Consider the following 14348-nt stretch of genomic DNA (forward strand, 5'->3'; position numbering starts at 1 on the left):
CTTGCATGTATTAGGCACGCCGCCAGCGTTCGTCCTGAGCCAGGATCAAACTCTCCATAAAAGTGTTTGACTTGCTCATTTAAAACTTGACGTTTGTTTCTTGTTTTGTTCAGTTTTCAAAGAACTACGGTGCCGCTCAAGGCGACTTCATCATATTAACATCTCTTTTTTTTGATGTCAATAATCTTTTTTTATTTCATCGCTTAACGTTTTGCTCATCAGCGACGTTTATTAATATATCATGACTAAAATACATGGTCAATACTTTTTAATTAAAAATTTCACATTATGCTTCAGTAAAAAACTAACACCTTTTCCTTCCCAAGAAACATGAAAAAGATTATCTGTATATGATATAGTAGCCATAGAGGAGGGAAATGCTCATGGGTATTAAATACAGCAGCAAGATTAATAAAATCCGCACATTTGCACTCAGCTTAGTCTTTATTGGGTTCATCATTATGTACATCGGTATCTTTTTCCGAACTTCTCCAATTATAATGACGTCCTTCATGGTGCTTGGCTTTTTATCTATTATCGGAAGTACAGTAGTATATTTTTGGATTGGGATGCTGTCAACAAAGACGGTGCAGGTTGTATGTCCTTCATGTTCCAAACCGACTAAGATGCTGGGACGTGTCGATGTTTGTATGTATTGTAAAGAACCACTGACATTAGATAAAAACTTAGAAGGTCAGGATTTTAACGAAAAATACAATCGTAAAACATATAAAGGCTGACAAATTTGTCAGCCTTTATTATTACTCTTTATTATGGCATTGCGGGCAAATTCCGTATAATTCCATTCTATGACTTCGGATAATAAAGCCTGTGGCTTCCTGAGCCAGCTGCTCCACCTTCTCCAGTCCCGTATATGGAAAATCAACAATTTTACTGCATTGCTCGCAAATTACATGGTAATGTTGGTTTGTAATATAATCAAATCTACTTGAAGAATCTCCATAAGTTAACTCTTTAACGAGTCCCACTTCTTTAAATACCCGTAAGTTATTATAAACCGTAGCCACGCTCATATTCGGAAACTTACCCTCTAACGCTTTATAAATTTCATCAGCTGTTGGATGCGTCATAGATTCCACAAGATATTCTAAAATGGCATGACGTTGCGGAGTAATACGAACACCTGTACCCTTCAACATATCCAATGCTTCTTTTATCTCTTCTTTAATCACCGTCATGCACCCCCAACACTATAAAGATTATTACTTTATAATTTTTACAATTAGTGTACTGCTACATTCACTATCCTGTCAATATTTCTATTATTAGTATACAACTTTTTATGAAAATACAAGCAGATTATCTTTACTAAGTACATTATATGCTAAAAATCACATATAGCACAGCTTAAATCGTTAGAGAATAAAAAAAGTGCGAGAATAATTCCCGCACATCAAACACGCTATCATCTGAGGAGGTATGCCCTACACTTCTAGCATATGACTGTTTTACGAATCTGTATAGACGAATGACTTAGTTGTAAATATTATTTCAAATTATCTTGTATATAATTAAGAACTTCCTGAACATGGTTCTTAACTTTCACCTTACGCCATTCTTTAACAAGCTCTCCATGTTTGTTAATAACGAAGGTAGAACGTTCAATCCCCATGTATTCTTTTCCAAAGTTCTTTTTCAGCTTCCATACATTGTACAATTGGGCAGCTTGATGCTGCTCGTCTACTAATAAAAGAAAAGGAAGCTGATGTTTCTCGATGAACTTGGCATGTTTAGCAATCGGATCGGGGCTGATGCCCAAAATAACTGTTTCTTCCTCCTGGAATAAACCAAACGCATCACGAAAGTCACACGCTTGTGTCGTACAGCCCGGTGTCATATCTTTCGGATAAAAATAGATAACTACATTTTTCCCTAGAAAATCAGATAAGCTTACATCCTTCCCGTTACTTGCCGACAATGTAAACTCAGGTGCTTGTGTCCCTGTTTCAATCATTATAGATTCCTCCTTACCTTCACTTCTTCTATAATTAACTTACACATCCATTAAGCTAACTCGTTTTTTCGTTTTCCATTACTGAGTGTACGACAAAAGCCGCAGGCATAGTATAACCGACCAACGCCTCCACAATGGCAATCCAGCGTCCTATTCCTATTGGTATAATATCTCCATATCCAACTGACAACAGGGTAATAGCACTAAAATACATACAGATCTCTACAATTTGAAACGAATGGACATCTAAATCCTTCCCATCCTCTTCCAAAACAGGCAGTCCCATTTCTTCTAATACAATATAGCTCAAACCAAATGCTACTAATACAGTTGTGTAAATAAGACAAAGAAGCAATAAATTATGAAAGGAAAAAAAATGTCTTGTCACATGGGTAGATACCCATAAAGCTTGCACACTTTTCCCTATACTTACTATCACCAAAGCTAATACAACTACCCATATCATATCTGCCCACCTCATTTCATCTTATGAGACAGGCAGCTAAAATAGACTGTCCTTAATTACCTGCTCCCCGATATTTTCTGACTCCTATATTCCATAAAAACACAGAAAATAAAAAGAATATCAGACCGATAATCGGGGTGAGAAAAGCATATCCGTACCATTCTTGTTTTCTTAAAAAATAAGAGGCTGGATAAACACCCACAAATGCAAATGGCAGAACCCAAGTTAACACAAAACGGATTACACGATTATAAATATCAACTGGATAGCGCCCGTAGTTTCCTATGTTATACATGAGCGGCATAATCGATGTTTTGGCATCAGACCAAAAACCAATACTAGCAAGCGAAATAAAAATCCCGCCGTATACGAGAGCCCCTCCCACTGCCATAACAAGAAACAATATACTGTCGTACCAATGGAACACAAGATTCAGTTTGCTTGCTGCATATCCCATAATTAACAAACCTGTGACACCGCCGAATAACGATTCGAGTTCCAAACGCTCCAATACCACTTGAAATAAGCTATGAACAGGGCGAGTTAAAATACGATCCATTTCGCCTTTTACAATATAGCGGTCATTAAAATCCCATATATTAAAAAATGTGGAAAATAAGGCAAACGGCACCAAGAAAAATCCGTATATAAAAATGATTTCTTCACGATTCCACCCTTGTAGCATTTGTGTATGACCGAATACTACTAAAATAAATACCAAATTAACGGCCTGGAACAACAAATCTGAAAGCAAACCGACCAATAAATCACCGCGGTACTGCAGTTTCGTTTTCAAATACTGTCCGGCATATTGCAAAAAAAGTTTTATATATAACATTTTTATCCTCCTTGCACCACGAGACGCTTTTTCGCTATTCGCCACATAAAAGCAATCGGGAAAACAAGAACGACAGACCAAATGATTTGGAATACAATAGCATTCACCATAGCTGTACCTTGTAACCCTTCTGAGAAAATCATACTTGGAATATAACTGATTGCTTGAAACGGAAAGAACTTCATAATATCTTGAGCCCAAAGAGGATAAAAACTAATTGGCAATAAGAGCCCCGAAAATAAATCTATAATTACACGTTTCGCATACATCAATCCATCGTTATTAAACAAGAAAAATGTCATCATTCCAGTTAATAGGTTTATTTGCGTATTAATAATAAAACTGAACAATGTTGAAAGTAAAAAATACATCCAAGTCGTCGGATTAGCCGTAATCTGAAGTGAAAAGATTAATGTAACAATAATCATTCCGGGTATAGAGAAGAAAACAAAGCGAAACACTCCCTCTCCTAGTCCTTGCATCACTTTCATTCCTAAATAGTTATACGGCCGAATGAGTTCTACTGCCACTCTTCCTTCCCTTATTTCCATAGCAATTTCACGATCGATATTGTTAAAATAAAAGGCTCGTGCCATCCATGAAATAGCTACATACGTCGTTATTTGCATAACGGATAAACCTTGAATATTTTCCTTCCCACCATAAATAGCAGTCCACAAAAAATAGTAAGCTCCGATGTTAATACTGTATATTAAAATACCACTGTAATAATTGGTTCGATAAGCCAACATCATTAAAAAGCGCATTCGGATCATTTCTAAATACTTACCCATGAACAACGCCCTCTTCATAGATGTTGCGAATAATTTCTTCTGTAGATACTTCATTAATTTTTATATCTTTAATTTGGAAGGTCTGCACTACCTTTGCAATTACAACAGAAATTATCACTTCTTCATTTGGAAGCTTAGCAATCCAGACATTCTGTCCGCTTCCCTTCATCCATTCTACACCGCTGTCAGGCACAAGACCTGCCAATTCATAGTACTGCACTGGTTTGGAAAAATGAAATTGTATTTCCTTTTCATCCCCCCATTGAGCCCGAAGCTTTTCTAAGGCACCATCATAAATGATTTTCCCTTCATCTAACATCACAACACGATCACACAATGCTTCAATATCTGAAATATCATGTGTAGTTAAAAGGATAGTTGTTTTGTACTTTTCATTAATCTCTTTTAAAAATTCGCGGATTTTCAATTTAACAAGAACATCTAATCCAATAGTCGGCTCATCTAAAAATAACAATGGTGGATTATGAATTAAAGCTGCAGCTAGCTCACATCGCATCCGTTGCCCAAGCGAAAGTTTGCGAACAGGCTTATCTAAAAGCGGCCCAATATCGAGCGTTTGAATAACATGCTCCATATGCTCTTTATATTGCTCATCCGATACATTGTACACCTTTTTTAACAAACGGAACGACTCCTGCACAGCAATATCCCACCACAACTGAGAGCGTTGCCCGAAAACGACACCAATCGAACGAGTAAATTTCTCTCGATCTTTATGCGGGTTCATTCCATTCACTACAATATGACCGGATGTTGGTGTTAAAATACCGGTCAGCATTTTAATCGTTGTGGATTTTCCTGCACCATTTTCCCCAATATATCCAATCATTTCTCCTCGTTTTACACTGAACGAAATATTGTTAACCGCAGGAATTACTTTATAGTTACGAGTAAATAAGTCGCGGAAAGCACCTTTCAAGCCAACACGGCTTGAATACGAAACAAACTCTTTTCGCAACTCCCTTACTTCAATGATGTGACTCATGATGGCACCCCTTTTCTATTTTCACATCAAATAGTTTACCCAACTGCCTTACTCATCACAAACAATATGACTTTTCCCTTTCAATTCAATGATGATACAATAAAGTGATATATCACACTCAATATAGAGGAGACATTTTTAAAGGAGAGAAAAAGCAGTGAATTTCACAAAATCTGAACAATTACATAAAGAAGCGCTAGAGCATATCGTTGGAGGAGTAAACAGCCCCTCTCGTTCCTATAAAGCAGTGGGCGGCGGTGCCCCTGTTGTTATGGAAAGAGGAGATGGTGCATATTTTTGGGATATCGATGGCAACAAATATATCGATTACTTAGCGGCGTATGGTCCAATCATTACAGGCCATGCTCATCCCCATATTACAGAAGCCATTAAAGAAGCAGCTGAAAAAGGTGTTTTATACGGCACTCCGACCGCGTTAGAAGTAAAATTTGCTAAAATGTTAAAAGAAGCTATTCCTTCCTTGGATAAGGTGCGCTTTGTCAATTCTGGTACCGAAGCAGTGATGACGACAATTCGCGTAGCACGCGCATATACTGGGCGTACCAAAATCATGAAGTTTGCAGGCTGCTATCACGGTCATTCTGATTTAGTTCTTGTAGCAGCAGGATCAGGTCCTTCAACTCTAGGTACTCCCGACTCAGCAGGCGTCCCGCAAAGTATTGCCCAAGAAGTCATTACGGTGCCTTATAACGACATCAATGCATATGAAGCAGCATTAAAAAAATGGGGACATGAGGTTGCAGCCGTTCTTGTTGAACCAATTGTGGGGAACTTTGGAATCGTACAGCCAAAAGAAGGTTTTTTGGAGAAAGTAAACGAATTAACACATCAAGCTGGGGCATTAGTGATTTACGACGAAGTCATTACAGCATTTCGTTTTATGTACGGGGGAGCACAAAATTTATTAAATGTCACACCAGACTTGACTGCCCTCGGTAAAATTATAGGTGGCGGCCTTCCAATTGGGGCATACGGCGGCAAAAAAGAAATTATGGAGCAAGTAGCACCTCTTGGTCCGGCTTACCAAGCTGGAACGATGGCAGGAAATCCTGCTTCTATGTCGGCAGGTATTGCCTGCTTAGAAGTATTAAAACAAGAAGGCGTATATGAAAAATTAGATGAACTGGGCGCAATGCTTGAGTCCGGTATCAAGGAACAAGCTGCACGTTACAGCATTCCAATGACAATCAATCGCTTAAAGGGCGCTCTTACAGTATACTTTACAACAGAAATAATCGAAAATTACGACCAAGCACAAAATACAGATGGAGAAATGTTTGCTAAATTTTTCAAACTCATGCTGCAACAAGGCATCAATTTAGCCCCATCTAAATACGAAGCTTGGTTCTTAACCACAGAACATACAAAAGAAGATATATTTGATACAATTGATGCTGTCGGTAAAGCCTTTAAAGAACTTGCACTGTAAAGTTAAAAAATCTTCAGAAGCATCACTTAGTAATCTTTAATTCATCGAATCTGCTTCTAACTTTCCAAAACTTTGAACGAACTGTTTCCAAACTCTGTTTACGCAGGATGCATTTACTTAAATTAAAAGTAGGAGGTACCTTTCCTCCTATTTTTTTCTTTTTTCTATTTCATAAATTCCATTTTGATAGTATAATTATTCAATATTCATTTTTTTAAACTTAAATTTCTTAATTTTTAAAACATTCTTTTTTTCTAAAGGGTTCGATATATGTACTTAAAATGAAACACCGATACACTCGTACATTTCTAGTGCTCTAATACTTATTTTGCAGATGGAGGTGAAGGCCGATTCGGCCGACAAAATGAAATGGACCCCTGCCCTATTTAAAGACTTTTATAATACTGAACACGATGCATGTGGAATCGTTTCCGTTATTGAAAAGAAAAGAATTCCTACAAAAGATAATATTAATCTATGTATTCAATCACTAGTAAAAATGAATCACCGTGCCGGATTTATTAATGGTGAAGGAGATGGAATAGGGATACATATTGATATTCCGAAAAATTTATGGAAAGAAAAGCTCTCTTCTGTCGGAACTAACCCTTCTCTTGCCGACCAACCAGAATTCATTGTCGGCCATTTTTTTATTGATCAAAAACAGAACGTATCTCATATTCAAAATGAAATCAAGGAAATGTTTAAAAATAAAGGGTTTTCCTTATTATTTGAATCGATAAACATTACAAACTCAGCAGCTTTGGGACCGATTGCACTAAAAGAAGAGCCAATTTTCTGGCAATTTTCACTTCTTGCTGGAAAAGAGCCTAATCTGGATGCCTTACTGTTTGACCTAACAATTGAAATCGAGAAGAACGAAGCAGTTCATGTTGCTTCATTAAGTACTCATCATGTTGTATACAAAGTCATGGGCGCGGGAGACACATTAGTAAACTACTATAATGACTTAACTAACCCCTTGATTGCTTCAACTATGACATTGGGGCATAACCGTTACTCAACAAATACATTATCTAACTTTTTCCGTGTACAACCATTTAGCGTACTAGGACATAACGGTGAAATAAATACAATCGCTAAACTTCGTGACCAGGCAGACATGATGAATGTCCCTCTTACTAACGGCGGCAGCGATTCACAAGATTTAAACCGGACTATTGAAACTTTTTTAACTCGCCATAGCTATAGTTTGTTTGAAGCTGTAGATTTGTTATTCCCGCCTATTATTAATGAAATCAAATTATATAAAGAGCATCTTCAAGATTTATATACCTATATGCGTGAAGGCTGGGGGCATTTTGCTCAAGGACCAGCTGGTATTATTTCTCGTTACAAAGATGAGGCTGTTTTTAGTGTAGACTCATTGGGGCTGAGACCATTGTGGAAAGTAGAAACTGAAACATCTTATATTTTTTCATCTGAACCTGGTGTCGTACTTCCTGATGAGTATACTGCCGAACCAAAATCATTTGCTCCAGGAGAAAAAATTGGATTAAAGTGGAACAATGATGAGATAGAAATTTATGAGTATCAAGCATACCAAGAGGAAGTGTATAAACGCTTCAGTCAACGCGTAAACTTGACTGATTATCATTTACACCTCCTCCCTCCTGCAGTGTTTAAACAGAACAGTACTCTGCCAATACCAAAGGTCGAAACAAGGCAATACGTAGCATTCGGTTGGGGGCGGGAAAATATTCAGCTCCTTGAACAGATGGCAGAAAAAGGAGCTGAACCGATTCGTTCTTTAGGACACGATGCTCCGCTAGCAGCATTAGATACAGAAAGGCGCAATATCGCTGATTTTATTAAAGAAAGCGTAGCGGTTGTAACCAATCCCGCTATCGACCGTGATCGGGAAGTAGAGCATTTTTCTACAAGGACAATTGTCGGCAAGCGTCCTTCTTTAACAGAAAAGCAAGAAAAGCATTTTATTGCAGAATTACCTTCTCCTGTTCTACTAGAAGGAAGCATTGGTCAAGAGGTCGCAGACAGAACTCAGCAACCTTCTTATGAACAGCTTGTTGCGTTATTCACGACATTTGATTCTTTCTATCGCCTATCTGCAACTTTCACAGTTGAGGAACAATTAGATACAGCACTAGAACGCATTGCATATGAAGCTGTGACTGCAGTAAAAAAAGGTGCTTCTCTTCTTATTTTGGATGATGAAAATGCACATAAAAATGGTTATTTATGGATCGATCCTCACCTTATTGTAGCGAAAGTACAAGGAGCTCTTGTAAAAAAACAACTGCGCCGTGACTGTTCCATCCTCCTTCGCTCTGGCGCAATACGGTCCTTACACGACCTGGTTACAGCGTATGGATTAGGCGCAGACATGGTAAGCCCTTATTTAATGTTTGCTACAATTAGTGAGGAAAACTATAAACCCGCTTTAAACCTGTATAACTCATTAACTAAAGGATTAGAAAAAGTCATCTCTACAATCGGCATTCATGAACTGCGCGGGTACGGACGTCTCTTCTCTTCTATAGGTTTACCTCAAGAGATAGCAGATATGTTAAATATTGTAAACTTCCTAGGATCAGACACATTATCTTACAACTTTGCATCTTTAAAAGAGGATGCAATAAAAAGAGCAGAAGACTATCAGAATGAAAATGTGCACCTTCGCAAATATTTCCATATTTTCCCTAGAATTTGGAAAGCTATCGGGGATGTAGCAAAAGGTGGTGCTTATGATGATTATCGCGATAAGCTAGGAGAAATAGAGGAAAAAACTCCAATTACAATACGTCACTTAACCGACTTTAAAGAATCCACCTCTCCTGCTCCAATAGAAACAGTAAGTATTGCCGTAAAAGATCATGATTTGCCGTTTATTATCAGTTCCATGTCTTTCGGTTCACAAAATGAAGTGGCTTTTCGCGCCTATGCTGAAGCAGCAGATCGTTTAAATATGATAAGTTTGAATGGTGAAGGCGGCGAAATTAAAGATATGATTGGCAAATACCCGAAGACACGCGGACAACAAGTTGCCTCTGGACGCTTCGGGGTGAATGCGGAATTGTTAAATTCTTCTAATTTAATAGAAATTAAAATCGGTCAAGGTGCAAAACCGGGAGAAGGCGGTCATTTACCGGGTTCAAAAGTAACAGCAAAAATTGCAGAAGCACGTAATGCTACAATTGGCTCTGACTTAATTTCCCCTTCAAATAACCATGATATCTATTCAATTGAAGATTTAGCTCAAATAATTACAGAGATTAAAACAGCTAATAATGAGGCAAAGGTAGCTGTAAAAGTACCGGTTGTTCCGAATATAGGAACAATTGCTGTCGGTATCGCAAAAGCTGGTGCTGATTTTATTAATATCAGTGGTTTCGATGGCGGAACAGGAGCAGCACGCATTCATGCGCTCCAACATGTAGGCCTTCCTGTAGAAATCGGTGTAAAATCAGCTCATAATGCCCTTATAGAAGCTGGAATGCGAAGCAATGTAGAGATTTGGGCAGATGGCGGCATTAGAAGTGTAGCAGACGCATTAAAGGTTATGCTCCTTGGCGCGAATCGTATTGGATTCGGTACACTGTCGATGATTGCCATCGGATGTACAACATGCCGCGGTTGTCATTTAGATACATGTCACGTTGGTATCGCAACACAAATTGGATCAGAAGCACAAGCTAAGGAGCATGGGTTGCGTCGTTTCGTTCCTCGTGAATTTAATGGTGCTATTCAGGGGTTAATCAATCTTTTCTCTACATTCGGAATGGAATTAAAACGATTGACCGGACAACTCGGCTTTAGCAACTTACAAGAAATTGTTGGTCGTTCTGATTTATTAGTCCAAGCGCGAGGCGTAGAACAACTCAATTTATCCCATTTATTGGATTTTTTAGAAATAGAGGAGTATACACTTGTTGCCTCATTAACCCAAGAAAAGAAGGAAACACAGTTTGCAGCGGAGTCTAAAGAACTTGTAGCTGTCGGTGTAGAACAACGGGTAATGGGAAGCTTGGAGTCCTGCTATCGAGTACGAGAAAAGCTTGCCGGTTCCACCCTAGAGCCCGTCACACTAAAGTATAAAGATGGATCTGTTCCAGGAAATGGACTGGGTGCCTATAACAGTGAAAATCTCTTTATTCATGTAAGCGGAGGCGCACAAGACGGTATCGGAAAAACCTCACTTGGCGGCGGCATTTACATTATGAAAGCTAAAGGGAAGAACGGACAATACTATAATGGATCAGTCGGTAAAGGATTTGGATATGGTGCACAAAAAGGCTCTCTATACGTCCAAGGAAACGCTGATGCTCGTGCTGGCATTCGCCTTTCCGGAGCCGATATGATTATTGGAGGGCATCTCAAGAAGCCAATCCTGGAGCAAGAATTTGGTAATATAGGTGTAAATGCCAATATTAAAGGATTTGCTTTTGAGTATATGACAAATGGACGCGGACTTGTATTAGGAGATCCTGGTCCTTGGATTTGTGCTGGTATGACAGGCGGAGTAGTCTATATCCGCCATCAACCAGATATGGGATTAACGATAGATGCTATTAATCGCCGTGTAGCCAAAGGGGCAAATGTATCCATTGGCAAACTAAGTGAAAAAGGAGCAGAAGACGTAACAGAGCTTCTTATCGATTACATCCGTATATTAACAGAGCATGAGCAATATGATGAAGTAAATGTAATTTCAGCACTTTTGGACGATGTAGAACAACACTTCGTTGAAATCAATCCTATCAAAGAACAAGCTGACCCTTCTATTTCGACTGAATAATGGAATGCAAATGAGTCTTCTTACCGACAATATAGATGATACAAAAAACCTGCTGACATCAGCAGGTTTTTCCTGTAAATATCCCTTGCAGAACACCAATAATCAGAGTATAGTATCATATTGTGCATGAAGTCTCTAACAAAGAAAGGACTAGTAAAATACCATGAAACTCGGTGCTCGTATATTAAAAACGGGTATTGCAATCACGCTGGCGCTGTATGCGTCCATGCTATTCGATTTACCCTCCCCGGTCTTTGCCGGAATCTCAGCTGTGTTTGCCCTGCAGCCTTCTGTATATCGTTCCTACTTAACTGCATTGGAACAATTCCAAGCTAATATCATCGGGGCGGTATTTGCAATTGTCTTCGTGCTGGCCTTTGGGAACAATCCATTTATTATCGGTCTAGCTGCTGTTCTTACAATTATCGTGACTCTGAAACTCAGACTGGAAAATACAATCTCCATTGCCATTGTAACAGTCATTGCCATTATGGAATATCAAGGAGCTAATTTCTTTGACTTCGCTTTACTGCGATTTGTTACCATTATGATTGGGATTTTTTCAGCATTTATCGTGAACCTTGTGTTTATGCCTCCGCGATATGAAACTAAGCTATACCATAAAATAGTGAATAATACAGAAGAAATTTTAAAATGGATTCGAATGAACAGCCGCCAAGCATCTGACTTTGTTTCATTAAAATCAGATATTAATAGAATGAAAGATAAAATGATTAAACTCAATCATTTTTATTTATTGTACAAAGAAGAGCGCAGTTACTTTAAAAAAGACAAATACTCAAAAGCACGGAAATTGGTATTATTCCGTCAAATGCTCGTAACAACGAATCGCTCATTAGACACACTAAAGCTACTTCATCGTTTAGAAAATGAACTGCATCATATGCCAGAAGCATTTCAACATTTGATTAAAACTGAATTGGATTGCCTGGTCAACTATCATGAACAAGTATTACTGAAATTTATCGGTAAAGTGAAACCACAGCCTGTTTCGGAAATTTTAGATGAGGTATGTGCCGGACGGCAGGCATTACTGCGTAGCTTTATGGGGTATCAAAACCCTGACGATGAAGATCAATATAAATTATGGCTTCACTTGTTCCCCCTTATATCATCCATTATCGATTACAGCGAAAAAGCCGAACATTTAGACCGTTTAATCGACAGCTTTTATGCCTATCATAAACCAGAAGATGAGCTTGATATTGAGGAACAACGTGAAGATGAATAAAACCTCCGCATGAGCGGAGGTTTTATTATTGACTAATACATTCAACACTTTGAATATGAAATAATTCGTAATAGTACCCTCGCTTTTTCATAAGCTCTTCATGAGAGCCAATTTCTTTAATCTCTCCATTCTCTAAATAAATAATCTTATCTACATGGGTAATCGTGGACAACCGATGGGCAATAATAATAGTTGTTCTGTCCTTAGCTAATGTTTGCAACGTCTCTTGAATATACTTTTCGTTTTCAAGATCCAATGCAGAGGTAGCTTCATCAAAAATTAAAACAGACGGATTTTTCAAAAATACACGTGCAATTGCAATCCGCTGCCGCTGCCCCCCTGAAAGTTTAACTCCCCTTTCTCCTACCACAGTATCATATCCATTAGGTAGTTCCATAATAAAATCATGGGCATAAGCAGCTTTGGCTGCTTCTATCACTTCTTCTTCTGTCGCTTCAGGTTTGCCGTACAAGATGTTCGCTTTAATCGTATCACTAAATAAAATATTATCTTGCAGCACTATACCAATATGATTACGAAGACTCTTTACATCATAGTTGCGTATATCCATTCCATCCATCATGATCTTTCCTGCGGTAACGTCGTAAAAACGAGGAATCAAACTCACTAGAGAGGATTTTCCGCCCCCACTTAACCCTACTAACGCTACCGTTTCGCCTTGCGGAATATGAATAGAAATATTCTTTAAAATGTCTGGTTCATCATCGTTGTAACGAAAGGACACATCTTTAAACATTATATCCCCTTGCATTTCTTTTCTAATAACAGCATCAGGTTTATTTTCAATATCGTACTCTTCATCCAACAATTCAAATACACGATCCATAGAAGCAAACGACTGCGTTAATGTAGTAGAGGAGTTGATTAGTCTGCGAAGCGGATTGTAAAGACGATCCATATACCCGACAAACGCTACCAGCGTCCCTATCGTTAACATGCCATGAATAACTTCATAAGCTGCAACTCCAATGACGATTAACGGTCCGATATCGGTTAAAGTATTAATAAAAGAAAAAGTTTTCGCTGTCCATTGCGTATGATTTAAAGCTTTATTTAGAAATTCCTTGTTTTTTCCATCAAACTGGTCTTCTTCGTAATCCTCCAATGCAAAGCTTCGTGTTACTTGGATACCTTGAATTCGTTCATGAAGATAGCCTTGCATACTTCCAAGAGCTTGGGAACGTGCACGCGTCAGGCTGCGAAGACGGCTGAAAAAATACTTGACTGCCACAGAATAAAAAGGAAGAACAATGAGCGACACAACTGTCAATTTTATATTCATGGAAAGCATGACCGCTACAGCAATGAAAATGGTTGCTGTATCAAGCCAAACATTCATCAACCCTGTCATCACAAAGTCCTTTGTTTGTTCCACATCGTTAATAACTCGAGAGATTACTTCTCCGGTTTTCGTATTAGAATAATACCGCAAGCTAAGCTTTTGCAAATGCCCAAAAATACGTTTTCGTAAATCGTATAAAACTGTATTACTAATGCGCTGTGCAAAGTATTGACGATAATATTCAATAGGCGGACGTAATATAGCAAACACGAATAATGCAATACCCATAACAAGGAAAAGCTGCCGCGTCTTTTCCTCTATCCCCATAGTGCCTCCGATAATGGTATCAATAATATATTTCAACAGCAAAGGAAGAATCAAGGGAATACCAAATTTCACAAGCCCGATTAAAATCGTAATCATGATTTGCCAGCGATATGGTTTGACAAATTGTAAATACCGTTTAATACCCTCCACATTTTCACCA

11 protein-coding genes and 1 rRNA gene are annotated in these 14348 nt (G+C 38.3%); 4 read left to right on the top strand and 8 right to left on the bottom strand.

Annotation, left to right across the window (positions count from 1 at the left end; translation table 11 throughout):
- Positions 1 to 61, bottom strand: a 16S ribosomal RNA gene (locus J7Q84_RS14845); the annotation flags it as partial.
- 322 nt (positions 62 to 383) lie between these two features.
- Here J7Q84_RS14845 and J7Q84_RS14850 point away from each other — a divergent pair.
- On the top strand, positions 384 to 740 hold the full coding sequence (locus J7Q84_RS14850) for a YgzB family protein (RefSeq protein WP_209095420.1): 357 nt from the start codon (positions 384 to 386) through the stop codon (positions 738 to 740).
- 21 nt (positions 741 to 761) lie between these two features.
- Here J7Q84_RS14850 and perR read toward each other — a convergent pair whose 3' ends face one another.
- The 6 genes from perR to J7Q84_RS14880 all read right to left on the bottom strand — a co-directional run bounded on the left by perR (position 762) and on the right by J7Q84_RS14880 (position 5079).
- The gene (gene perR / locus J7Q84_RS14855) at positions 762 to 1199 is read right to left on the bottom strand and encodes a peroxide-responsive transcriptional repressor PerR (RefSeq protein WP_209095427.1); all 438 of its coding nucleotides are present in this window, start codon (positions 1197 to 1199) and stop codon (positions 762 to 764) included.
- Positions 1200 to 1507: 308 nt separating this feature from the next.
- Positions 1508 to 1975, bottom strand: coding sequence for a thioredoxin-dependent thiol peroxidase (gene bcp, locus J7Q84_RS14860; protein WP_209095435.1), 468 nt, complete (start codon positions 1973 to 1975; stop codon positions 1508 to 1510).
- Positions 1976 to 2030: 55 nt separating this feature from the next.
- A complete protein-coding gene (locus tag J7Q84_RS14865; RefSeq protein ID WP_209095436.1) occupies positions 2031 to 2441 on the bottom strand; it encodes a potassium channel family protein in 411 nt (136 codons plus the stop codon).
- A 52-nt stretch (positions 2442 to 2493) separates the two neighbouring features.
- Positions 2494 to 3279: an ABC transporter permease gene (locus tag J7Q84_RS14870; RefSeq protein WP_209095437.1), complete on the bottom strand. Its 786-nt coding sequence runs from the start codon at positions 3277 to 3279 to the stop codon at positions 2494 to 2496.
- Positions 3280 to 3281: 2 nt separating this feature from the next.
- Positions 3282 to 4073 (bottom strand): ABC transporter permease, encoded by a 792-nt coding sequence (locus tag J7Q84_RS14875; RefSeq protein WP_209095438.1) that lies wholly within the window; start codon positions 4071 to 4073, stop codon positions 3282 to 3284.
- Positions 4066 to 5079, bottom strand: a complete 1014-nt coding sequence (locus tag J7Q84_RS14880; RefSeq protein WP_209095439.1) for an ABC transporter ATP-binding protein — start codon at positions 5077 to 5079, stop codon at positions 4066 to 4068. Before J7Q84_RS14880 ends, J7Q84_RS14875 begins: the two co-directional genes overlap by 8 nt.
- Positions 5080 to 5236: 157 nt before the next feature.
- Between J7Q84_RS14880 and J7Q84_RS14885 the strand changes: the two genes are divergently transcribed.
- The 3 genes from J7Q84_RS14885 (at position 5237) to J7Q84_RS14895 (ending at position 12558) form a co-directional block, all read left to right on the top strand.
- Positions 5237 to 6529, top strand: a complete 1293-nt coding sequence (locus J7Q84_RS14885; protein ID WP_209095440.1) for a glutamate-1-semialdehyde 2,1-aminomutase — start codon at positions 5237 to 5239, stop codon at positions 6527 to 6529.
- 364 nt (positions 6530 to 6893) lie between these two features.
- Complete coding sequence (locus J7Q84_RS14890; RefSeq protein ID WP_209095572.1) at positions 6894 to 11306, top strand: glutamate synthase-related protein; 4413 nt, start codon at positions 6894 to 6896, stop codon at positions 11304 to 11306.
- A gap of 163 nt (positions 11307 to 11469) precedes the next feature.
- Entirely contained in the window at positions 11470 to 12558 is a 1089-nt protein-coding gene (locus J7Q84_RS14895) for an FUSC family protein (protein ID WP_209095441.1), read from the top strand.
- Positions 12559 to 12583: 25 nt separating this feature from the next.
- Here the strand turns inward: J7Q84_RS14895 and J7Q84_RS14900 are convergent, their stop codons facing one another.
- A complete protein-coding gene (locus J7Q84_RS14900) occupies positions 12584 to 14338 on the bottom strand; it encodes an ABC transporter ATP-binding protein (protein ID WP_209095443.1) in 1755 nt (584 codons plus the stop codon).
- Positions 14339 to 14348 lie beyond the last annotated feature (10 nt).

It is taken from the genome of Bacillus sp. 165 (assembly GCF_017742235.1).
Taxonomy (GTDB): Bacteria; Bacillota; Bacilli; order Bacillales; family Bacillaceae_G; genus JAGHKQ01.

Bases quoted from the DNA above. Each gene is read 5' to 3' on its own strand.
- perR (WP_209095427.1), bottom strand. From the start codon at position 1,199: ATGACGGTGATTAAAGAAGAGATAAAAGAAGCATTGGATATGTTGAAG.
- J7Q84_RS14865 (WP_209095436.1), bottom strand. From the start codon at position 2,441: ATGATATGGGTAGTTGTATTAGCTTTGGTGATAGTAAGTATAGGGAAA.
- J7Q84_RS14880 (WP_209095439.1), bottom strand. From the start codon at position 5,079: ATGAGTCACATCATTGAAGTAAGGGAGTTGCGAAAAGAGTTTGTTTCG.
- J7Q84_RS14850 (WP_209095420.1), top strand. From the start codon at position 384: ATGGGTATTAAATACAGCAGCAAGATTAATAAAATCCGCACATTTGCA.
- bcp (WP_209095435.1), bottom strand. From the start codon at position 1,975: ATGATTGAAACAGGGACACAAGCACCTGAGTTTACATTGTCGGCAAGT.
- J7Q84_RS14890 (WP_209095572.1), top strand. From the start codon at position 6,894: ATGAAATGGACCCCTGCCCTATTTAAAGACTTTTATAATACTGAACAC.
- J7Q84_RS14870 (WP_209095437.1), bottom strand. From the start codon at position 3,279: ATGTTATATATAAAACTTTTTTTGCAATATGCCGGACAGTATTTGAAA.
- J7Q84_RS14875 (WP_209095438.1), bottom strand. From the start codon at position 4,073: ATGGGTAAGTATTTAGAAATGATCCGAATGCGCTTTTTAATGATGTTG.
- J7Q84_RS14895 (WP_209095441.1), top strand. From the start codon at position 11,470: ATGAAACTCGGTGCTCGTATATTAAAAACGGGTATTGCAATCACGCTG.